Source organism: Leuconostoc citreum (genome assembly GCF_007954785.1).
In the GTDB taxonomy this organism is placed as follows: Bacteria; Bacillota; Bacilli; order Lactobacillales; family Lactobacillaceae; genus Leuconostoc; species Leuconostoc citreum.
Genome location: NZ_CP042410.1, coordinates 1,735,001 through 1,756,562 on the forward strand (window position 1 = coordinate 1,735,001; position 21,562 = coordinate 1,756,562).

Annotated in this window: 20 protein-coding genes and 1 tRNA gene; 11 read left to right on the forward strand and 10 right to left on the reverse strand. The window is 39.6% G+C overall.

Annotated elements, in window-relative coordinates; translation table 11 throughout:
* The first annotated feature begins 257 nt into the window (after nt 1-257).
* A complete protein-coding gene (locus tag FGL72_RS08700; protein ID WP_004905072.1) occupies nt 258-1,460 on the forward strand; it encodes an MFS transporter in 1,203 nt (400 codons plus the stop codon).
* 38 nt (nt 1,461-1,498) lie between these two features.
* On the opposite strand, the gene FGL72_RS08705 is transcribed toward FGL72_RS08700, so the two are convergent.
* Nucleotides 1,499-2,272, reverse strand: a complete 774-nt coding sequence (locus tag FGL72_RS08705; RefSeq protein ID WP_004909326.1) for a TIGR01457 family HAD-type hydrolase — start codon at nt 2,270-2,272, stop codon at nt 1,499-1,501.
* 276 nt (nt 2,273-2,548) lie between these two features.
* On the opposite strand from FGL72_RS08705, the gene FGL72_RS08710 reads away from it, so the two are divergent.
* Nucleotides 2,549-2,977 carry a hypothetical protein gene (locus tag FGL72_RS08710; protein ID WP_004902196.1) on the forward strand — a complete coding sequence of 143 codons (429 nt, stop codon included), beginning with the start codon at nt 2,549-2,551 and terminating at the stop codon, nt 2,975-2,977.
* A complete protein-coding gene (locus FGL72_RS08715; RefSeq protein ID WP_004909322.1) occupies nt 2,978-3,781 on the forward strand; it encodes a DUF6681 family protein in 804 nt (267 codons plus the stop codon).
* Here FGL72_RS08715 and FGL72_RS08720 read toward each other — a convergent pair.
* Entirely contained in the window at nt 3,778-4,221 is a 444-nt protein-coding gene (locus tag FGL72_RS08720; RefSeq protein WP_004909319.1) for a GNAT family N-acetyltransferase, read from the reverse strand. The genes FGL72_RS08715 and FGL72_RS08720 overlap by 4 nt on opposite strands.
* 58 nt (nt 4,222-4,279) lie before the next feature.
* On the opposite strand from FGL72_RS08720, the gene FGL72_RS08725 reads away from it, so the two are divergent.
* The 4 genes from FGL72_RS08725 to FGL72_RS08740 all read left to right on the forward strand — a co-directional run bounded on the left by FGL72_RS08725 (nt 4,280) and on the right by FGL72_RS08740 (nt 9,083).
* Complete coding sequence (locus tag FGL72_RS08725; RefSeq protein ID WP_004902191.1) at nt 4,280-6,481, forward strand: LTA synthase family protein; 2,202 nt, start codon at nt 4,280-4,282, stop codon at nt 6,479-6,481.
* 89 nt (nt 6,482-6,570) lie between these two features.
* Nucleotides 6,571-7,638 (forward strand): glycosyltransferase, encoded by a 1,068-nt coding sequence (locus FGL72_RS08730; RefSeq protein ID WP_012305452.1) that lies wholly within the window; start codon nt 6,571-6,573, stop codon nt 7,636-7,638.
* A 17-nt stretch (nt 7,639-7,655) separates the two neighbouring features.
* Complete coding sequence (locus FGL72_RS08735) at nt 7,656-8,156, forward strand: MerR family transcriptional regulator (RefSeq protein WP_004902186.1); 501 nt, start codon at nt 7,656-7,658, stop codon at nt 8,154-8,156.
* Between the two features lie 6 nt (nt 8,157-8,162).
* Nucleotides 8,163-9,083 (forward strand): RluA family pseudouridine synthase, encoded by a 921-nt coding sequence (locus FGL72_RS08740; RefSeq protein WP_085700040.1) that lies wholly within the window; start codon nt 8,163-8,165, stop codon nt 9,081-9,083.
* Between the two features lie 49 nt (nt 9,084-9,132).
* Here FGL72_RS08740 and FGL72_RS08745 read toward each other — a convergent pair whose 3' ends face one another.
* A complete protein-coding gene (locus FGL72_RS08745) occupies nt 9,133-9,852 on the reverse strand; it encodes an MIP/aquaporin family protein (protein ID WP_004909313.1) in 720 nt (239 codons plus the stop codon).
* Between the two features lie 283 nt (nt 9,853-10,135).
* On the opposite strand from FGL72_RS08745, the gene FGL72_RS08750 reads away from it, so the two are divergent.
* Together FGL72_RS08750 and FGL72_RS08755 are read left to right on the forward strand one after the other, a co-directional pair.
* A complete protein-coding gene (locus tag FGL72_RS08750) occupies nt 10,136-11,491 on the forward strand; it encodes a gluconate:H+ symporter (RefSeq protein ID WP_004905063.1) in 1,356 nt (451 codons plus the stop codon).
* Nucleotides 11,492-11,585: 94 nt separating this feature from the next.
* Nucleotides 11,586-12,323, forward strand: a complete 738-nt coding sequence (locus tag FGL72_RS08755) for a DUF1003 domain-containing protein (protein WP_004902176.1) — start codon at nt 11,586-11,588, stop codon at nt 12,321-12,323.
* A gap of 26 nt (nt 12,324-12,349) precedes the next feature.
* Here FGL72_RS08755 and FGL72_RS08760 read toward each other — a convergent pair whose 3' ends face one another.
* Entirely contained in the window at nt 12,350-14,389 is a 2,040-nt protein-coding gene (locus tag FGL72_RS08760) for a copper-translocating P-type ATPase (RefSeq protein WP_085700044.1), read from the reverse strand.
* 2 nt (nt 14,390-14,391) lie between these two features.
* On the reverse strand, nt 14,392-14,826 hold the full coding sequence (locus tag FGL72_RS08765) for a CopY/TcrY family copper transport repressor (protein ID WP_085700038.1): 435 nt from the start codon (nt 14,824-14,826) through the stop codon (nt 14,392-14,394).
* An 88-nt stretch (nt 14,827-14,914) separates the two neighbouring features.
* Here FGL72_RS08765 and FGL72_RS08770 point away from each other — a divergent pair, with 88 nt between their 5' ends.
* Both FGL72_RS08770 and ubiE read left to right on the forward strand, forming a co-directional pair.
* Nucleotides 14,915-16,354: an o-succinylbenzoate--CoA ligase gene (locus tag FGL72_RS08770; RefSeq protein WP_004902170.1), complete on the forward strand. Its 1,440-nt coding sequence runs from the start codon at nt 14,915-14,917 to the stop codon at nt 16,352-16,354.
* A gap of 44 nt (nt 16,355-16,398) precedes the next feature.
* Nucleotides 16,399-17,109: a bifunctional demethylmenaquinone methyltransferase/2-methoxy-6-polyprenyl-1,4-benzoquinol methylase UbiE gene (gene ubiE, locus FGL72_RS08775; protein WP_085700042.1), complete on the forward strand. Its 711-nt coding sequence runs from the start codon at nt 16,399-16,401 to the stop codon at nt 17,107-17,109.
* Nucleotides 17,110-17,223: 114 nt separating this feature from the next.
* Here ubiE and FGL72_RS08780 read toward each other — a convergent pair.
* From FGL72_RS08780 to argC, 5 genes are all read right to left on the reverse strand, one after another.
* Nucleotides 17,224-17,295, reverse strand: a tRNA-Asn gene (locus FGL72_RS08780).
* A gap of 56 nt (nt 17,296-17,351) precedes the next feature.
* A complete protein-coding gene (locus tag FGL72_RS08785) occupies nt 17,352-18,473 on the reverse strand; it encodes an aspartate aminotransferase family protein (protein WP_004902161.1) in 1,122 nt (373 codons plus the stop codon).
* A 10-nt stretch (nt 18,474-18,483) separates the two neighbouring features.
* A complete protein-coding gene (argB, locus tag FGL72_RS08790) occupies nt 18,484-19,221 on the reverse strand; it encodes an acetylglutamate kinase (protein ID WP_004902157.1) in 738 nt (245 codons plus the stop codon).
* Nucleotides 19,222-19,243: 22 nt separating this feature from the next.
* Nucleotides 19,244-20,458, reverse strand: coding sequence for a bifunctional glutamate N-acetyltransferase/amino-acid acetyltransferase ArgJ (gene argJ, locus FGL72_RS08795; protein ID WP_012305447.1), 1,215 nt, complete (start codon nt 20,456-20,458; stop codon nt 19,244-19,246).
* 16 nt (nt 20,459-20,474) lie between these two features.
* Nucleotides 20,475-21,518, reverse strand: coding sequence for an N-acetyl-gamma-glutamyl-phosphate reductase (gene argC / locus FGL72_RS08800; RefSeq protein WP_146992940.1), 1,044 nt, complete (start codon nt 21,516-21,518; stop codon nt 20,475-20,477).
* Nucleotides 21,519-21,562: the final 44 nt, after the last annotated feature.

Sequence of the window (21,562 nt, forward strand, 5' to 3'; positions counted from 1 at the left end):
AGCCGTAAACAACACCTTGAATTGTTAACTTAATTGACAATTTTATGAGATAATTAAAAAAATTTTGCGTCCCTTGTGAAAAAGTGGTATTCTAAAATTAACTGTTTCGGTTTACAACGTTTTCATGCAAGCTTGCAGTGTAAAAACGAATGGGGTTTACAGAAAATGGATGGTACAAAGACTGTTCTTCGCCAATCACCATCACCAACGTAGCGTTGCGAATATTGCTATGTTGACTGATTACGAAGGACGGATTGATGGAAGAAAAATTATTCAATAAAGGTTTTATCACAATTACACTGATTAATTTCATTGTTTACTTAGTTTATTATTTGATGATGGTTATTATTGCTGTCATTGCGCATGACCAGCTGCATGCTTCGTTTGGACAAGCTGGATTGGCATCGGGTATTTATATTATTGGTACTCTTGTTGCTCGCCTCATTATGGGAAAAGAATTGGAAATTATTGGGCGCAAGCGTGTCGCACGTTGGGGAGCGATTTTCTATCTTATTACGACTGCAGCTTATATGTTTGTTCCCACAATTGCTATTTTAGATACAGTGCGTCTACTTAATGGTTTTGCGTATGGTATGACCTCTACTGCTTTGAATGCGATTGTGACTGAATTTATCCCAGAGCAACGTAAGGGTGAAGGAATAAATTATTATGGTTTGAGTACTAGTTTAGCAGCCGCAATTGGACCATTTATTGGGTTACTCCTGCTTAATGCAACAAGTTTCCACTTCATTGTAATTCTTTCTGTTGTGTTAATTGCTTTATCAATGCTTGCATTGTTTGCTATTCAAATCAACAATGTCGTATTAACTCCAGAACACTTAGCAGAACTAAAATCATGGAAAGTCTCAAGTTTCATTGAATATAAAGTATTGTTAATTGCATTCATTGGTTTCTTGATGGGACTTTCTTATTCAAGTGTATTATCATTCTTAGCGTCATATGCGGAAACATTGAACTTAGTTTCCATTAGTTCATTCTTCTTCGTTGTTTATGCAGGTATCGTGACTGCAACACGACCAATGTCAGGACGAATTTTTGACCGCTATGGTGAAAATATGGTTATGTATCCCAGTTATATTTGCTTAACGATTGGTTTAATCATTTTGGGACTAACGACTAATGGCATTATGCTTCTGGTTTCAGGTGCATTTATTGGTTTAGGCTATGGCACCTTTATGTCAAATGGCCAGGCCGTTTCATTAAAGTTAGTGACAAGTCATCGCGTTGGGATTGCTTTATCAACATACTTTATTGGTCTAGACTTAGGTTTGGGTGTTGGACCTTATGTATTTGGTGCCCTGCATGCACAAATGCCATTTAGAGATTTGTACTTTGTCGCTGCAGTTATTCCAGTTATTTCAGCAATCTTATACCTACTATTCTACAAGTCAGGTAAGACAAAGAAAACTGTTGTTACAAAAGCTAAAGAATTAGCATAAAATAAAAAAGCAATTGTTTCACATGAAACAGTTGCTTTTTATATTGACCAATCATCGAGAGAATCGACTTCATAAGTTGGTTTCTTGGCCAGTTTAGCAATTTGATCTTTTGTTGAAACACCTGAGTACACTAATAAGGTATCAATCCCATTATTGATACCTGCTAAAATATCGGTATGGTAGTTGTCCCCGACCATAATTGTTTCATCTTTGGTGGCTTTCATATAATTTAAAGCCCCTAACATAATGGGAGATGCTGGTTTAGCGATGATAGTTGGGGCGACATTTGTTGCAGTTTGAATAGCTGCGACTAGTGCGCCGGCTCCAGGCATCATACCGTTTTCTGTAGGAAGATTAGTATCAGTATTTGTCGCAATGAATTTAGCGCCATTTTGAATAGCGATAGTAGCCTGAGCCATCTTATCGTATGTTATTTGGCGGTCTAACCCAACAATAACGGCATCAGCACTAGTACTGTCGACAACGTCAAAATTAGCTGCTGATAGGGCTTCAATGAGGCCTAACTCGCCAATAATGTATAGCTTAGCTTGCTTTGGCAAAATATTTTTCAAATAGTCGGCAGTAGCCATGGCGCTAGTATAGATTTGAGAGGGCGTTGTAGGAATATTGTGGTTTTCACTGAGGTTTTTTGCCACGGCAAGAGGGCTTTTGGTGGAATTATTCGTCACGAATAAGTAGGGTATATCCTTTGCTCGTAAGCGGTCAATAAATCTTTTTCCCGAGGGGTACTTAATTTTACCTTGATAAATTGTACCATCAAGATCGATAAAGTAGTTTTTATAGTCAGACATGATTTAATCTCCATTTAATTTGTGTCAATTATATTATATACATCAACAAGTGTTGATATCAAACAACGAATCAACGGACCTCTCTCCAATCTCAATCTCCCTAAAAATAAAATCTCCTAAAATATTTTATAAAAATGTCCGCCCGCAAGCAGTTGCGGGTTTTCGTTGCTTAAGGGGGAGAATTTTGCAGTAAGTGAGTGATACTGATAGAATAAGTTGAGAGCCTTTGTTTACTAATAAACAAAGAGAATTAAAAAATAATGATTGGGATTTATTATGGTTAAAAAATACCGTACCCCGCCTTTTCTAACACCGTCAGCAATTGTTTCACTAATAGTGGCTATTAGTGCAGCTAATTTGGCGGTTAATGTGGCTACCGGTACAAGTGAAGGAAAGCGGGTTGTGCCACGAGAAAGTAGCATCAGCACATCAGCGCCAATTGATAGTAGTCGATCTGATAGTACAACTAGCGCTGTATCGGACAGTGAATCAGCGCCTAGTGTTTCTAGTAAAGACAGTATATTGTCGTCTTCAACGAACTCAGCGGCGTCGGTCACAGAAAAAAGTAGTGCCATGCCATCGTCAAACAGTACTTCATCCGTTGATACAGATAAGGCTGTACCTAATCAACCAAGTGCTAAGTCTAGTACACCGACGACACCACCAGCGCGTACAAATGGCAATAACACAGGGGGTGGGCAATAGATGTTTACAATTCTAGATTTAATTAACCATTACCTTGGATATTTTACAACTAATTCACGTACTAAGGGCCGTATATATGCTGTTGTTGGCGCCGTTGGTGTGTGGTACCTGCTCTACTTAGCCTACCGTTTTTTTGAAAATGGGCGTTGGCTGCGTGGCGGTCTGATTGCAGCTGTCTTTGTAGTTTTATTATATTTTGTTGTTTTGAACCTAGTCTACTATTTCACTGATAAAACTGTGAAGTGGGATGTTTCACCACGAATTGAGCAAGTTTTAGGTGGACCACATAATGAAGAAGGTCAACAACAGCCACAACAATCAGTTATTATGCCTGTAAATGGCCTTTACCAACGGCAAAATACAATGACAGGTGTTATTGAAATCGATAGTACACAGCAAGATAATATTGATCAGCTGGTTAGGTTATTAGATGATTTGGGCTTAATTCAACGCGATTATGGTCATCTTGGAGAGCAGGCACAACGACAAATCATAGCCCAACGTGGCGTTGTTTTCGCTAATCATCCGGGTACGCTGTTACCATATTTTGACATGTTAACTACAGGCGATACCGTTAAAATTATGGGTGGCGTCAATCAACTTCAAGCATACGATTTAGGCAGCTTAGTTATGGTAGGCATGACACCGACAAAGCAAGCATTGCAGCATTATCGTTTGGCATTGTCGTCTGCTGTTATTCTTGGTGGCGCAGGGCATATTGCGACACGACGTGGCCTAGCTAACGTTGAGCGACCTTATAAGATTCAGGTTGAGGTAGCGTATGAAAAAAGAATTGAAAACTAGTTCAATTCTTTTTTCATACTAATATGTTTAATTCCTGCTTCAATGAATTCAGGCCCATAGGCGACAAATCCGATCTGTGTATAAAAGGGACTGGCATGTAGCTGCGCGCCTAAATAAAGACAATGAATGTGATATGACGGTGCAAGTGCCTCGATATAGTGGAATATCTCTTTTCCAATGCCGCGCTGGCGCATATTTTTTAAAGTAGCAACGCGTTGCACATGCCAAGTACCTGGCGTTTCTTCAAGTAATCGTGCTGTAGCAGCGGGTTGATTGGCAACATAGGCAACGATATGGATGGCTTTTTCTTCATTTTCAGGATTGTCCAATTCATCATCTAATGGCACACCTTGTTCCGTTACAAAAACGATTTTTCTGATATATAGGGCATCGTCATGGATATGGCTGAGACCGGATTGATGTTTAATTTGTGTTGTCATAGAAGTATTATAACAAGATTTAAGGCAGAGCGTATAGCTTATTGGTATAATGATACTTATGAAAAAACGAGTAAAAAAGTGGTTAACAAATTTTTGGCAGAATGTGATTTTACCGCATAACTGGTTGCGTCAACTTAATACACGACAAGGTTTTTTTAATTGGATTGTTGTATTATTGACATTTAAAACAATATTGGCTTATGGTGCCGACTTTGAGTGGTTACATGTCCAAGAACCAATCCAGGTACTGTTAATGCTTATCAACCCAATTGGGTTTGCATTGGTTTTATTTAGTCTGACACTATTTATTAAACCACGACAGTTGTATTATGGGGCAGTATTGATTTTAGATACCGTGATGTCGCTTTTGCTCTATCTCAATGTCATTTATTTTCGAGAATTTTCGGATTTCTTATCCGTTAATACAGTGCTAGGATACAATACGATTAATCAAGGTGGTAAAGCAGCCGGAGCCATTTCTTTTGGTTTTCATGATGTCTTTTTTTGGATAGATATTGTTGTGATTATTGCTCTCATGCTGGCACGCAAAATTAAGCTTGATGCGCAGACCTTGCCACGGTTTAAGCCATTCAAAATATTTACAGTTGGTCTATTTGTGCTGACAGCTAATATTTTGGTGGCAGACATTGATAGACCCCAGTTACTGACACGTCAATTTGACCGAGAGTATATGGTTAAGTATTTAGGCTTGGGTCCGTTTATGATGTATGATGCTTTTAACACTTATCAAACTAGTCAAGTACGTAAAAGTGCCACACCAGAAGAATTTACACAGGTAAAAAATTATGTGACAAAACATTACGCCGCAATTAATCCAGAGTTCTATGGTAAAGCAAAAGGAAAAAATGTTATTGTTATTCATCTGGAAAGTTTTCAACAGATGTCAATTGATCGTAAAATTAATGGTCAAGAAGTAACACCTTTTTTAAATAGTATCTATCATAACCAAAGCACGATTGCATTTGATAACTTCTTTAACCAGGTTGGCCAGGGAAAAACGTCTGATGCGGAAAATATGTTAGAGACATCTACTTTTGGTTTGCCGCAGGGATCATTATTTTCAAAATTAGGCAATGATCAAACGTTCCAAGCCATGCCGGCTATTTTAAAACAGCGTGCCGGATACTCTAGTGCAGTTTTTCATGGCAATACTGGTACTTTTTGGAACCGTAACAATGTTTATAAACATATGGGCTATCAGAATTGGGTGTCTGGCGACTACTTTGATGTTACTGGTCAAAAAGCGACAACTTGGGGCTTGAAAGATAAACTACTTTTCAAAGGCTCTATTCCTTACCTAGAAAATCTACAGCAGCCATTTTATAGTAAATATATTACCGTCACAAACCATACACCGTACACACTTGATCGTGAAGATAAGGATCCAAATTTTGTGACGTCCAACAGTGGTTCTAAAATTGTAGATAATTACTTTGTTACGAATCATTATTTAGATCAATCTGTAAAAGAATTCTTTACCTATTTAGAAAAATCAGGATTAGCTAAAAATACAATGGTTGTACTCTATGGGGATCATTACGGGATATCGAATACAGATGCTAAATATTTAGCGCCAATGTTGGGTAAAGATGCGAACCAATGGAACGATTTAGATAATGCTAATTTACAGCGTGTGCCGTTTATGGTTTACATACCAGGGATGAAGCAGGGCTATATCGACCATCGGTATGGCGCAGAAATTGATGTTGCCCCAACTATAGAGCATCTATTAGGCATTAGTTCTAAGCGGTATATTCAATTTGGTCAAGATATGTTAAGCAAACAACATTCTGAAGTTGTAGCCTTTCGTAACAAGGACTGGATAACACCTGATTATGCTAGCTTATCAGGTCGTTATTGGAATGTTAAAACTAATATTATGATTGATACGCCGACGCCAGACCAACAAAAACTTTTTGATACCATCCAAAAAGGCGTTAATGAAAAGTTGGACATGTCCGATAATCTCAATCAGAAAAACTTATTGCGTTTTTATAAACCAAAAGGTTTCAAAACAGTTGATCCGAAAGACTATGATTATGGTAAAAAAGCGACAATTGCGCGTCTAAAAGAGGATAACAAGTCCCTAGGGAAAGCCTCTAAAAGCCTTTTTTCTAAACGACATAATCGTTCAACCTTGAGTCAGTATGTTACTGATGCACCGGAAGCCAATGATCAGCAAACTGATTCTACACGTGTTTTGCCACGTAACGCAGATGATTGGAGTCAAAGTGAGTAACTAAAAAACACCAGGAACTGTTAACATTTAGTCAGTCAACGTGGTGTTTTTTTGTTACAATTAATGCAACACAGTGGGAGGTGCGCTAGATGAAGATACTAATGGCACTAGAGAATATTGGTTTAGGTGGTATGAAACGGGCGACAACCGTTGTCGGTAATGCGTTAGCAAAAAAACATAACTTAGTTTATTATAGTTTTTCAGATATTGTCCCTTTTTATACATTAGAAGCACCATTGCTGGTTGCCAAAACACCCTGTGTATTAGACAATGAAGCACGACCATTTGAACGTTTTAATGATGAAATTAAGGCTTTTGAAACGGTTGCACGTGAGTTTGACGTAGTTATCTTAGCCGGAGGGCTGTTAGCTAGCTTTGCAGCACATATGACGTTACCAGATACGAGAGTAATTGGTTGGATGCACAATAATGTGACAACGTATCAGACGCAGTATTATGCTAAAATGCGAACAGAATTTGATGCTGGCTTACGTGCTCTTGATGGAATCGTTGCTTTAACTGAAACAGATTTAGCTGGTTTTTCACAGTATAATCATACAACAAAAATATGGAATCCACTCACAATTGTGCCTGATGGTCGTGCCGATTTATCACAGCATACGATTGCTTTGACATCGCGGATTGCGATTGAACATAAAGGTCTGGATTTGGCTTTAGCATTTGCCGCTAAACTACCTCATGATTGGCAGTTAGCCATAGCAGGTGGTGGGACAGATAGCGATGTTAGTCGTTTTCATAGTTTAGTCGAACAAAATCATGTGGCTGATAAGCTTATTTATCGTGGTGCACTGAAGGACGAAGCACTAAAGAAGCATTACAGGGCAGCCAGTATTTTTTTGCAAACTTCTCGCTGGGAAGGGTTACCGCTTGTTTTAGCTGAGGCAATGAGTTTTGGCTTGCCAGTAGTTGCCATGTATAACACCGGATCTGCAGAAGTATTAGAATCAGGGAAGTATGGGTTGATTACACCGGCAACCGATGTCAATGCCTTATATGATGCGATACGACCATTATTAAACAATATACAGTTACGAGAAGAATATGCACAACGCAGCTTACAACGTGTTGAGGACTTTAAAATTGCCCCCATTTTAGCACAATGGGAAGCGATTTTAAGCCCTACCTTTGACAACTAAGCTGACAAGCATATAATATGTTAGAGGCTATGGATATGAATTCTAAATCACAAACATTTCATTTGAAACAATTTAAAAAACCGTCGTTTGATAATATGCAATTTCGTATTGGTGAGTTAGCACGTATGACGGGGGTATCGACACGGCAGTTGCGTTATTGGGAAAAGCAAGGTTATGTGTCCACTATTAAGCGAGAAGACGAACAAGAATCGCGTTTATATGGGTTCAAAGCTTATGTTAAAGTGTCTGTCATTAAACAATTCCTTGATGATGGTGAATCGCTGCACGATGCGGTAGTTGCTGCCAATGAGCAATTAGAAAGTGTCTCAGTAGTACAGCATATTATGAAAACCGCTTTTCAAGGTTTAAAAATGCATGATGGTAGATTTGTAGTGAATTTAGGTTATTTTGATGAGGCTGAGACGCAGCTACTTTATGTGAGTATCGACTCTGGTAAGGTTAAATATACTGTTGTGAATGCATCAGAAAATAGTGATGCAGGTCACTTGGAAAAGTAAAATTTTATGACAACATGGCATTATCAAATGACAATTACCCCTAATTCTGAGCATATTGGGCAGTCAATTAAAGCAGTACTAATACATTGGTTAATACCACAGCGGATACGTGGCGCTTTACGTCTTAAACAACATGTCCGAATTAACGGCTTATATCGACCAACTAATTATCAGTTACAGGCTAACGACCAATTGTCGCTTGTATTTGATCAAGCGGATTTTCGTACAGGGGAATCACAGTATCCAGCAAACAATTCGCACGCGCTGGACATTATTTTTGAAAATGATGATTTAGTTGTTGTTAACAAACCGGCAGGTATGAAAATGCACCCACACTCACCGTCAGAAACAGATACCTTGTTAAATTTCTTAGCAGCAAATTTTTCAAAACGTCATCTATATAGCGCTGGCGCTATTGCTAAGCCCTACATGGTGCATCGAATTGATCGTGAGACTTCTGGTGCCGTGATTGTTGCCAAAAATCCGGTTGTTGTGCCGATACTTAATCGGATGTTAAAAGAAAAAGTAATCCAACGGACGTATCTTGCTTGGGTACAAGGCATATTACTGAAAAACTCAGGCACAATAGATCGGCCCATTGGGCGCGATATATCAAAACCATTTCAAAGGCAAGTAAATGGTGTACAGGCACAACATGCTAAAACACATTGGTTTAAAATACACACAGTTTTTCAAAATACATTACTACGGTTACAGTTAGATACAGGGAGAATGCACCAAATTCGTGTTCATCTAGCGAGTATCAATCATCCAATTGTTGGCGATTCATTGTATGGTCAAAGATTAAATCAGCAGCGTATGATGCTACATGCAATGTCACTGACCTTACCACTGCCATTTGATGGGCCGAAAAGAATTATTACCACATCTCTGCCAAGTGATTTTCCTAAGCAGTTATATGTTTAATATCAAAGTAAAAGAGCTTCGTCATTGACGAAGCTCTTTTACTTTGATATTAAGCTGTTTCTTTAACGTCTTTATTGAAGAAATTTGCAGCGAAGGCAGCAAGAGCACCACCTAACAAATCAGCAACAAGGTATACCCAAACATGACCTAATGCGCTACCCTTAACAAACAGTACTGGTGCAAGTGCTCGTGCAGGGTTGAAAGCGCCACCTGTGATAGGTAAAGCCACAATCATAAGTACTGTCAGTAACAAACCAATCACGATAGGTGCTGGCACATTTGCTAACTTAGTGACAATTGAAATAACCAAAACAAACAAGAATGTCAAAACAAGTTCAAAAATGAAAGCAGAAATTGTTTCACCATCAGCAAAGTTTGTTTGTCCTAGGCCAGCCAAATTAATAAATTGAGTAACTGTTATCTTTTGACCAGACAAAGCTTGCGCAACAGTTGGGGATTTCAAGTAAGCAGAAACACCACCAAACACAGCAAGAGATGCAACAATGGCACCAAGTAGTTGGGCGATAACATAGCCAACAAATTCAACCCATGATAAGCGCTTTTGAATCGCCATTGCTAATGACACAGCCGGATTGAAGTGGCCACCTGAAATGTGGCCGAAGGCATAAATACCAACAGTCAAAGCTAAGCCAAAGGCTAAAGCAATTGTGAGTGGTGATGGTGTTGTGGCAGCTGAATAAACAACGCTACCAGTTCCAAAGAACACTAACATAAATGTTCCGAGGAATTCTGCGATATACTTACGCATGAGTATTTCTCCTTAATTTGTATGTATAAAATTACCAATACATTCCATTATACACGCTTAGATTAAGTAACGGTTAAAAAAGCGGAAAATCAGTCTTAAAAACGCGAACTTATAAGCATTGTCCTAATAAAAGGACAAATTATTGGTATTTTTAAAGATGTATGTTAAAATATTGAATATGAAAGCGCTTACAACAATAGAAAAAGTTTTCATCTTAAAACTGTTTTCCTTCTGAAAATAGCGCAGAACTGGTTTCATAATATAAGTTAGGAGAGCGTACATTATGATGTCTTTTGTCGTTTTAGCAGTTGGGATATTATTTCTACTGTTACTCATTATTAAGTTCAAAATTAACACATTTATTGCGTTAATTTTCACCTCTGCTTTAGTTGGTATTGGTTTGGGGATGAAATTAGACCAAATTCCCAACGCGATACAAAATGGTATTGGCTCCTCGTTAGGGGAGCTCGCCATTGTCTTTGGTTTTGGTGCAGTCCTTGGTCGACTGGTTGCTGATGCAGGTGGGGCTTACCGAATTGCGCATACATTAATTGCTAAGTTTGGTAAAAAACGTGTACAACTAGCGATTATGGTGGCAGCGTTCATTATTGGGATTGCCTTATTCTTCGAAGTTGGTATGGTGCTATTGATTCCAATCGTCTTTGCCATCGCACTTGAAGCATCCGTACCACTATTATATTTGGGCATCCCAATGGCTGCAGCGCTATCGGTAACGCATGGCTTCTTACCACCACATCCTGCGCCAACAGCTATTTCGGGTGCTTTAGGCGCTAATCCCGGGACGGTTTTGGTATATGGCTTGATTGTGGCGATTCCAGCAGCAATCATTGCTGGGCCAGTTTTCACAAAACTCGCTCAGAAATTTGCACCCGATGCCTTCGTGATAAAGCATGAGTTGACGGCATTTGGTGAACAGAAAAAATTCGTCTTGAATGAAACGCCTAGTTTTGGTATCTCGGTGTTGACATCATTGTTTCCAGTACTAATGATGGGTATTACGACCGTCTACACAATTATTTTTAATGATGGTCAGCCATTCAAAAAACCAACCGGATTCGATGCCTTTATTACTATGATTGGAAATCCTGTAGCAGCTATGATTATTTCATTAGTCTTTGCTTTGTGGGCGATGGGTTGGCACCAGGGTCGTAAGACAACAGATATGATGACAACTGTTGAAGAGGCTGTGAAGTCTATAGCCATGTTACTGCTCATTATTGGTGGCGGTGCAGCATTCAAGCAAATTTTGATTGATGGTGGTATTTCAGGGCAAATTTCCGCTTTATTTATTCACTCAGCAATCTCACCACTACTGCTTGCTTGGATTATTACAGTTGTACTACGTGTTGCATTGGGATCAGCTACTGTTGCCGCATTAACAGCTGCCGGATTAGTACAACCACTGATGGTCGCTTCTAACGTCAATCCTGCTTTAATGGTGCTTGTGATTGGTGCCGGCTCATTAGCAGCATCTCACGTAAACGATGCGGGGTTCTGGATGTTTAAAGAATATTTCGATTTAAATGTGAAACAGACCTTATTGATTTGGACAGTTTTGGAGACAATCATTGCCGTGGTTGGTTTAGTCATGGTACTCTTGATGAGTTTGTTTGTCTGAGTAGTTCAAAAAAGACGTCATAAGACGTCTTTTTTTGTTGATGTTGGCCACAATGCTATAATGAAGGCATTCTAGACTAAAAGGAGTGGGATTGATGAAAGATAGGAACGACATATTTCAGTGTTTAGTCGACCATGCTGATAAAGATATTGTTGCTGGCGTTTTGGTAGGAGAATTAGATGGCACGTTACAGCACACGATTAGACGTGATTTCCCAGAGGTACGTCCCAATGATTTTATTTGTTTTGATCATTTGTTAGCCTATCGGTTAGCTAAAATTGACAAAATGATTGCAGACAATGGCCAATCAAGTCAACGCATAAATCATAAGTTGGCTCATATTTTGACGGATAAAAGTTTTAAAGTTATTAATGTTAAGAAGTATCAAAGAGAGTCTTACACATTTGGCCAAAGAATAGCTGATGATGTCGCACGATTTGGTGGCAGTTGGGGTTTTATCATATTATCTGTGCTAACTATGATTATTTGGATTATGATTAATGGGCTGCATATTTTCCACGTTAACTTTGATCCGTACCCTTTTATTTTATTGAATTTGTTTTTAAGTATGATCGCAGCATTGCAGGCACCGCTTATTATGATGAGTCAAAATAGATCCTCGGACTATGATCGCTTACATGCAGATAATGATTTTCATGTTAATTTGAAAACAGAGGAAGAAATGCGATTGTTACATGCCAAAATTGACCGCTTATTGAAAAAAGACAACCCAGATTTGCTGGCACTGCAAAAGTTACAAACGACAATGCTTGGAGAAGTGCAACAACAATTAATTGCGATAAATCAGCAACAAAAGGCGGATAGGCAATAAGTCATACTACAAAAAAGCCGTTTAAATCAACGGCTTTTTGCAGGTGTGTTTAGTGTCATGGCATTAAGTGCGACGATAAGCGTTGATAATGACATGATAATAGCCCCAATCATTGGATTGAGCAGGATGCCAAACCCAGATAGAATACCGGCTGCTAAGGGCATAGCAATGATATTATAGCCAGCCCCCCACCACAAATTTTCGATTTGTTTAACGTTGGCACGTTTGGCCAAAGCCAAGAAATCAATAATTTTGGGTAAATGATTCGCAATCAATACAGTGTCGGCAGAAGCTTGAGCCACTTGCGTACCAGCACCAATGGCTACTGATAAGTTTGCTTGAGCGAGGGCAGGAGCATCGTTGATGCCATCACCAATCATCATGACGCGGCCGCGCTTTTGATAATCTGCGACTAAGGCAATTTTTTCCTGTGGCGATACTTCAGCATGAACGGCATCGATAGTCAGTTGATTGGCAACAGCTTGGGCTGTTTTTATATTGTCTCCAGTGACTAACACGGGCGTGATACCTTGTTTAAGTAGTTGTTTGACAAAATCTTTTGCGGTGTCTCTTAAGCTATCACTTTGCACCACAGCAGCAATGACCTGCTTGTCTGCTAGCAGATAGGACACAGTGCCGTCTTGAACCACTGGTGTAAATGCAATATCGTGATCTGCTAAATAACGACTAGAGACGAGTAAATAGTATGTGTCATTGACTTTACCGGCGACACCATAGCCAGGTAAATTTTCAACTTCGGTTGCCGTCTGATTCGGTGCAGCATGCTGATCTGCGTAAGCAACAATTGCCTGAGCTAATGGGTGCGTGGATTGTTTATCTAGTGCAGCCATGAGGCTTAGTGCTTGGTTTTTATCACCTTTGTAGATCTCAAGATGTGTCACACTAAACTTGCCAGTAGTCAATGTGCCAGTTTTGTCCATTAAAGCAAATTTGACTTGGGTCGCTGAGGACAAAGCTTTACGGTTTTTTATCAGAATGCCTTGGGCGGCGGCAAGTGATTTAGTACGCTGAATCACTAATGGCACAGCCAGACCTAGCGCATGTGGACAGGCAATTACAAGAACCGTCACAGCAATATTTGTGGCAAAACTTACGCCACGTAAAGGCAACCAGACAATTAAAGCTATCAGCGCGATCACTAAAGCAATCCAGAAAAGCCATGAAGCAACACGATCAGCAATAGTTTCGACACGAGATTTCGCACTCTGCGACATCACAAGTGTTTGCTGTAATTGACCAAGGAATGAGGCCGCGCCAACTTGAGTGAGTTGGATTAATAATGAGCCATTACCATTAATTGTGCCACCTACTACGTTACTATGTTTGTGCTTATCAATTAAACGGCTCTCACCAGTCATTAACGATTCATCTACCTGACTATGACCATTAACCACAACGCCGTCTGCTGGGAAAGCTTCTCCAGCTAGTACTTGAACAATCATGTCAGACTTTAGACTGCTTATAGGCATGTCCATCATCTGATTATCGTGCTTAACATGGGCAGTTTGGGGTAGAAGGGCCTGTAATTTTGCAGTGGCATCTCCGGCTTGCATTGTAGCAGTCATTTCAATACGATGACCTAGCAACATAATAACTGTTAGTGTCGCAAACTCCCAGAGAAAATCCATAATATGCGATGTGTGGAAGAATTGATTCACTAAAACGGCATAAATAGAATACCAAAATGTAACCAATAGCCCCATACTGACCAGACACATCATGGCTGGTTTTTTAGCTTTGATTTCTGCTTTGGCACCATCAAAAAAAGGTTTTGAACCAATAAAATATAGCAGAATAGCAAATAGGGTGGCGAACCAAATGCTACCAGGAAATGTGAGTGTAAATGGTAGTTTCATACCCATAAATGGGCTTAAAACAATAATTGGTATCATCAAAATAACAGACCACCAGAAACGGCGTTTCATGTCAGTTATATCCATATTTGCCATACCAGGATCATCCGACATGTGTTGATGATGCGCTGTCATGTCATGATGCGACATAGCTTGCGATGCATGTTTGTGTTCATGTGGTTGCATGTTCATCGTCATTTGAAATCCTCCCCGTGTGTTGGCATACAGTCACAGGCGATTGACTGCGGTGCGTGTGACTGTTTGTCACGTAATAGCTGCTGTAAGTTGGTAATATCTTGCTGTGATAAAGGTGTATCATCAATGACTGCGATAAGAGAACGTCCCACACACATAGCGCACATTGACTGTACCGTATGCGTTAGTGTTGCTGTCATGGCTTCAATCTCAGGTATGGTTGGCGTAAATAAACGATCACGTGTCGCGCCGTTGGCAACCAAATAACCTTTTGTTTGTAACCGTGTGATGAGTGTTTTAACAGTCGATGGCGACCATTGATTTTTTTGCGCGAGAATACGAATGAGTTGTCGACTTGTGGCCTCGCCCAATGTCCAAATAATACGCATGATTTCCCACTCACTAGCTGTCATTGTTTTTTCATTTGTTTTCATACAATAAGTTTACAACTGTAAACTAAAAAGTGCAAGCAATTACATGACAAAATGGTATGATAATATAGTGATTAAAGAGGTTGAAAAAATGGAAAATTGGTTGGTTAAGCGTGCACAAATTACGCCAAACCGTGTTGCTGTGACAATGGCTCATCAAGATATGACGTTTGCTGAGGTCGCCCAAAAAGCGAATCACATCGCCGGTAAAATTAGTAGTTTAAAAGATTGCAATGCGCGTGTCGCTTTGATAATGACGAATAATGTAGCAGGTTATTTAATTATTATGGCGTTACAACAGCTAGGAAAAACCATTGTGTTCATTAATCGGCGTTTATCGGTTGATGAAATCAATTATCAATTATCAGATGCGGGTGTCACGTTATTATTGACTGACGATGATTACACGCAAGCATTACAAATTAAACAACAAATTCGCTTTTCTGATTTACCTGATGGGGAACCAATTATACCTGTTACAGCCTTTCCGGATGATTTTGTAACTAGTGTGATGTACACCTCTGGCACGACGAGTCAGCCTAAAGGTGTGATGCAAACTTATAAGAATCATTTTTATTCAGCGATGGGCAGTGCTATCAATCTCGGATTATCTGCTCAAGATGCTTGGTTAGCTGTTGTGCCGATATTTCATATTAGTGGCTTTTCAATTTTAATGCGTAGCTTGATATATGGCATGCGGGTGGTCTTAGTGGAAAAATTTGACAGTCAGGCGATTAACGAGTTACTGATTCACGATGGTATCACAACGATGTCAGTTGTGCCGGTTATGTTAAAACAACTATTAGCAGCGCTACCAGATGATGTCAACTATAATTCACATTTTCGAGCAATGTTATTGGGTGGTGGACCGACTGATTTAGCAACGTTACAAAAAGCACAACTTCACAAACTGCCAGTTATTCAGTCTTATGGTATGACAGAAACGGCATCACAGGTAGTGGCCTTAGATTCTGCAGATATAGTCAAAAAAATGCAATCAGTAGGCAAACCATTATTTCCAGTATCAATAACCATTAGAGATCAAGATGGTCAACCAGCAGATCAGGGCAACATTTGGATTAAATCACCAACGCTGACAGTTGGGTACTTAAATAAGCCACAAAAATTACTACAAAATATGCATGATGGTTGGTTCGATACGGAAGACTTCGGTTATTTGGATGAAGATGGTTTTCTTTATGTTCAAGGTCGTCAAGGCGATATGATTAATTCCGGTGGAGAAAATATTTTCCCAGATGAAGTTGAGTCGGCTTACGCTAAGATGCCAGGCTTGGATGATATTGTGGTTATTGGTATACCAGATGATGTTTGGGGTGCGGTACCGGTTGCTATCGTCTCAGGGACAGGCCTATCCAGTGATAGCTTGCGTCAATTTGGTCGAGAAAAGTTAGCACATTATAAAGTGCCACAATCTTTTTACCAAGCTAAGTATTGGCACCGTACAGCAAGTGGCAAGGTGCAACGGCAACAATTCAAAGCGGATTTAGATGCGCTTGAAATTTTAAAATAATTGAGGAGAGAGGCGAAGTGCATTGGCTTCGCCGGTTAAAAATCATGACACAATCACCAAAAAATACAGATGTCCAAGCACTGTTTAATAAGATTGCACCTGAATATGACAAAATGAATAATATTATTTCGTTAGGAACCCACAAATTGTGGCGTCAAAAAGTGATGGCAAAAATGTCGTTCCCCGTGGGGGCCCAGATTATTGATTTAGCAACAGGTACCGCTGATTGGGCGCTTGCGTTAGCTGAAAAGAGCAACGAGACGTCTCACGTTACTGGGCTTGATTTTAGCGAGGAAATGCTCGCGGTTGGGCAAAAAAAGGTTGACGTTAGTGATTACTCTGACAAAATCACTTTAATTCAGGGGGATGCCATGGCGCTACCTTTTGATGATGCGTCATTTGATATTGTGACTATTGGTTTTGGTTTACGTAATTTACCTGACCCAGTTATGGGGTTAAAAGAGATGTATCGCGTGTTGAAACCAGGTGGGCAATTAGTTATTCTAGAGACATCTCAACCGGATAATCCAATAGTAAAGCCTTTCTGGCAGTTTTATTTTGGTATAGTGATGCCTGTATTTGGTAAAGTATTTGCTAAAGGGAAGTATCAAGAATACAAATATTTAGATGAAACAACTGAGAAATTCATGGATTATATGACCCTTGGCAAGCAGTTGTTAAAGATTGGTTTTGCCACTGTTAAAATTTCGCGTTTTAATTTGGGTGCAGCAGCAGTGCATTATGCGGTGAAATAATAAAGGCATCTTAGGCGAACACGGTAGGGTTCTTTTGTCAATCAAAACCCATAACCATCTAAAAATAAAAAGGTAGTCAAATTAATTTGACTACCTTTTTTTATTTTTATTAAACTGCTCCACCTGGATTCGAACCAGGGACCTGCGCATTAACAGTGCGTTATTCTACCACTGAACTATGGAGCAATAAGTTGATTAATCAACTGTTTAAGTATATCAACATTAAAAATAAATGTCAACACTTATTTTTTAGAAAGATAATTTTTAATTTTATCTAGGGAGTTTATTAATTTATCTGATGGTATTGTTAGTGGTGGTAGCAATCTTAGGGTGTTTTGTCCGGCAGATAAGACGATAATATGCTCATCTAGTAAGTCTGAAACGACGTCTTTCACAGGTGTTTCTAATGCAATACCGGCCATCATACCTAGACCGCGCACCTCAGAAACAACAGATAATGCTGCAATTGCTGCTAACTTTTCCCAAAAAATGTCAATCTTAGGCTGTAATGTTGGCAGTACATCATCTAAGACAGATAGGGTTGCTTGTGCAGCTGACATCACTAGGGGGTTGCCACCAAAAGTTGAACCGTGAGTACCATATGATAATGCATTGGCCAAGTGGTTCTTGGCTAGCATAGCGCCAACAGGTAACCCGTTTGCTAACGCTTTAGCGCTCGTCACAATATCAGGCTCAAATTGATAGTTCATATAGGCAAATTTAGTGCCCGTACGTCCCATACCAGTTTGTACTTCATCAACAATAATTAAAATATTATGCCGCTGTGCTAGTTTTACTAATGCTGAAATAAATTCCTGATTTGCTGGAAATACGCCACCTTCACCTTGAACTAACTCGAGCATAATGGCTGCAGTGTCGTCGTCAATCAGCGCAGCGACACTATCTATGACATTGAAATTTGCATATTTAAAACCTGTTAACATCGGTAAGCCACTGTGAATACTGTCTTGGCCAGTAGCAGACATAGCACCATAAGTACGACCATGGAATGACTGTTTAAAGGAAATAATAGTTGACTTACCAGTAGCTAAGCGCGCTAGTTTAATAGCTGCTTCGTTAGCTTCTGCACCAGAATTAGCGAAATAAACAGTATAATTATCGCCACCTAACTTTTGCGCAACTGCTTCTTGGAGAGGATTTTGATACAGATTTGGCAAGTGCCAAAATTTTTCAGCTTGCTGTTGTAGGGCATGAACTACCGTGGGATGATTGGCACCAACGTTATAGACGCCAATACCGCTTGATAAATCTGTATAGGCTTGCCCTTTGTCACTATACCAAGTGGCATTACTCATTTTTGAAAAAGTAATTGGGGCACGATGATAATTTGGAAATAGAGTCATACTTTTCTCCTTAAAGCGTCACAATGGTTCCAGGATGTGTGACTGTGTCGGTAATATGCACGTTGTGTACACCGCGTTTAACCGCGTGTAGTGCACTATTAATCTTAGGAATCATACCACCAGTAATAATATGATCGTCTTGTAATTGTTTTGCTTTACCTGGTGTTAATTCTTGTAAAATATTACCACTAACTGCCACACCGGAAACATCAGTGAGTAAGTAGAGTTCATCGGCTTTTAGATATTTGGCGATAGCGGTTGCGGCGTGATCAGCATTTACATTTAACCATTGACCATCATTTGTGATAGCTAATGGGGCAATGATAGGAATCAGTTTTTGCTGCCAAAGTTGGTGGATGAGTTGTGTATTTACTTGGTGGATGGCACCAACATATCCATAAGTATCGGAATCTAATAGGTGACCAGTCAGTAATTGGTTACTCCCTGCATTTAAGCCAATTGTGGCAATCCCTTGTTGACGGCAGGCTTCTATCAGTGCCGGTTGTACTTGTCCTAGAAGTGCCATTTTAGTGATATTAATACCGGTTTGAGTCGTCAATCGAATGCCATTAATTTTCTCAATTGGTTCATGTAATTGCGACATGAGTTGAGAAATACGATCGCCACCGCCATGAACAATGGCAATTTGTGTGTCTTGTGTTTGCCAATACTTAATTGTGTCAAAAAAAGCTGGTGTAAGTTGTTCAGCAGCACTGCCGCCGATTTTAATGATAATTTTTTTGGTCATTTTGTTCTCCAAAATAATGCCGTTATGTTGTATACAGTGCGTTGATTTTGACATAGTCATAGGTTAAATCAGAACCCCAGGCTTGCCCAGATGCTGCACCTTGATGCAGATTGATTTCAATATCAATGTTTTTTTGAGACAGTGAATTGGCCATGGCTGTCGTATCAAAAGTCACAGGAGCACCGTTTTTCATTACAAAAAAATGGTTGATGGTAATATCAATAATATCTGGGTCAATTTGTACATCGGCTGCACCAATAGCCGCAATAATACGTCCCCAGTTAGGGTCTTTACCAAACATTGCTGTTTTGACTAACGATGAGCCAACGACTTTCTTTGCAATGAGTCTGGCGTCCAAAGCATTGTTTGCATGGCTAACGGTAACAGTAATTAATTTTGTTGCGCCCTCGCCATCATTAGCAATGGCGATAGCCAGTGCAGTTGTTACGGTGTGTAGCATTGTTTTAAATTGATTGTATGCTGCTGAAGCTGCTTTGATTTGTGTGTTACTAGCTAGACCGTTGGCTAAGACTAAAACCATATCATTTGTACTGGTATCTCCATCAATCGTAATTTGATTGAAGCTCGTGTCAATATCTTCGGACAAGGCTTGTTGTAACATGGTTGAAGATATGTTGGCATCAGTAGTAATAAAACCTAACATTGTTGCCATGTTCGGATGAATCATTCCAGACCCTTTGGCCACACCGCTCATTGTGATTAGATCACCATCAATTTCAGATTGAATGGTGATGGCTTTTTCAGATGTATCAGTTGTCATAATAGCATGAGCAAAGCCGTGCGCATCTCCGTCAACGTGCAGTTGTTGTATCCCGTTCACGACTTTGTTGATTGGTAAGATTTGACCAATAATGCCAGTTGATGCAACCCCAACTAAATGAGGCGGTATATTTAACTGTTCGGCTGCTGTTGCTTGCATGATTTTTGCGTGCGTCAGACCAATTTTTCCGGTAACGGCATTAGCATTACCAGAATTAACAATAATTGCTTGTAACTGGCCGTTTTTAATGGTTTGCTTATTGAGTTGTACTGGGGCAGCTTGAACTTGATTGGTTGTAAAGACGCCAGCGACAGCAGCAGGCACTTCACTGAAAATCCAGCCCAAATCTTTTGATTTGTGTTTTAGACCAACGTGTTGACCGTCAGCATGAAAGCCGATTGGGGCCGTAATGTTAGCATCTGATATGTAATGAATTTTTTCAAGTGTATTTATCATATTATTATCCTGTTTCTTAAGCATACTGTGCAATTAATTCGAGGCCCATTGTTTCATCAAAGCCAAAAAGATGATTCATGTTTTGGATAGCCTGTCCAGCAGCGCCTTTAATCATATTATCAATAACACTGACAATTGTGAGGTATTTCGTATCCTGATTATATGCTAATCCGATGTCGGCAAAATTCGTGCCGACAACCTGTTTGATATTGGGCAATGTGCCTTCAGGCATCACGCGAATGAAAGGTTTTTGGTAGTAGGTCGACGTATAAAGGCGATGCAGTACATCAAGTGATGTGTCTTCATTGAGCTTGACATAGGCACTGATAAAAATACCACGATTAATCGGAATAAGTGAAGTATTGAACTGTATATGTTCAATGTTTGGTTGCCATTTTTGTAATTGGCGTGTGATTTCAGGTATATGTTGGTGTTGATTCGCTTTATACATGGTGACATTTTCATTTGCATTGATAAAATGACTAGCAGTTGTTAGCGATTTACCAGCACCAGATAAGCCACTTTTAGCATCAATGATGATGTTGTGTTTGTCTAGTAGATGATGTTGTGCTATGGGGGCCAAAGCCAGCAGTGTTGCCGTGGCATAACAACCAGGATTGGCAATATAATTTGTTGTTGATGCTGAATAAAAATCAGCTAAACTATAAGTTGTCTGGTCAATGAGTGTTTGTGGTGCCGGTGTTTTATGATACCAACTGGCATAATCTTCGGCAGACAAACGAAAGTCGCCAGACAAATCGATGACCGGAAAGTGAGCAGCAATAAAAGGTGCAACGAGATCTTTAGACACACCACTAGATGTGGCAAAGAAAACGATATCCGCCTCTTGCATAATATGCAATGGGTCAAACGGGGTTGTTGTGATTTTATACATACCTTTTAAATGTGGATAGGCCTCGGCAATCATTTGTGAGTGATTGGCAGTATTGTGAATCGAGACGATTTCAACATAGCGATGGTTTTTTAGTAAGCGTAGTAATTCTAAACCACTATAACCTGTAACGCCAACAATGGCGACCTTAATTACTTTCAATGCCATACAATAATCCTCCGCAGTTGATGTTTTAAATATTAGACGATAAT

Coding starts and splice junctions, on each gene's coding strand:
- FGL72_RS08700 (WP_004905072.1), top strand. CDS start 258: ATGGAAGAAAAATTATTCAATAAAGGTTTTATCACAATTACACTGATT.
- FGL72_RS08705 (WP_004909326.1), bottom strand. CDS start 2,272: ATGTCTGACTATAAAAACTACTTTATCGATCTTGATGGTACAATTTAT.
- FGL72_RS08710 (WP_004902196.1), top strand. CDS start 2,549: ATGGTTAAAAAATACCGTACCCCGCCTTTTCTAACACCGTCAGCAATT.
- FGL72_RS08715 (WP_004909322.1), top strand. CDS start 2,978: ATGTTTACAATTCTAGATTTAATTAACCATTACCTTGGATATTTTACA.
- FGL72_RS08720 (WP_004909319.1), bottom strand. CDS start 4,221: ATGACAACACAAATTAAACATCAATCCGGTCTCAGCCATATCCATGAC.
- FGL72_RS08725 (WP_004902191.1), top strand. CDS start 4,280: ATGAAAAAACGAGTAAAAAAGTGGTTAACAAATTTTTGGCAGAATGTG.
- FGL72_RS08730 (WP_012305452.1), top strand. CDS start 6,571: ATGAAGATACTAATGGCACTAGAGAATATTGGTTTAGGTGGTATGAAA.
- FGL72_RS08735 (WP_004902186.1), top strand. CDS start 7,656: ATGTTAGAGGCTATGGATATGAATTCTAAATCACAAACATTTCATTTG.
- FGL72_RS08740 (WP_085700040.1), top strand. CDS start 8,163: ATGACAACATGGCATTATCAAATGACAATTACCCCTAATTCTGAGCAT.
- FGL72_RS08745 (WP_004909313.1), bottom strand. CDS start 9,852: ATGCGTAAGTATATCGCAGAATTCCTCGGAACATTTATGTTAGTGTTC.
- FGL72_RS08750 (WP_004905063.1), top strand. CDS start 10,136: ATGATGTCTTTTGTCGTTTTAGCAGTTGGGATATTATTTCTACTGTTA.
- FGL72_RS08755 (WP_004902176.1), top strand. CDS start 11,586: ATGAAAGATAGGAACGACATATTTCAGTGTTTAGTCGACCATGCTGAT.
- FGL72_RS08760 (WP_085700044.1), bottom strand. CDS start 14,389: ATGAACATGCAACCACATGAACACAAACATGCATCGCAAGCTATGTCG.
- FGL72_RS08765 (WP_085700038.1), bottom strand. CDS start 14,826: ATGAAAACAAATGAAAAAACAATGACAGCTAGTGAGTGGGAAATCATG.
- FGL72_RS08770 (WP_004902170.1), top strand. CDS start 14,915: ATGGAAAATTGGTTGGTTAAGCGTGCACAAATTACGCCAAACCGTGTT.
- ubiE (WP_085700042.1), top strand. CDS start 16,399: ATGACACAATCACCAAAAAATACAGATGTCCAAGCACTGTTTAATAAG.
- FGL72_RS08785 (WP_004902161.1), bottom strand. CDS start 18,473: ATGACTCTATTTCCAAATTATCATCGTGCCCCAATTACTTTTTCAAAA.
- argB (WP_004902157.1), bottom strand. CDS start 19,221: ATGACCAAAAAAATTATCATTAAAATCGGCGGCAGTGCTGCTGAACAA.
- argJ (WP_012305447.1), bottom strand. CDS start 20,458: ATGATAAATACACTTGAAAAAATTCATTACATATCAGATGCTAACATT.
- argC (WP_146992940.1), bottom strand. CDS start 21,518: ATGGCATTGAAAGTAATTAAGGTCGCCATTGTTGGCGTTACAGGTTAT.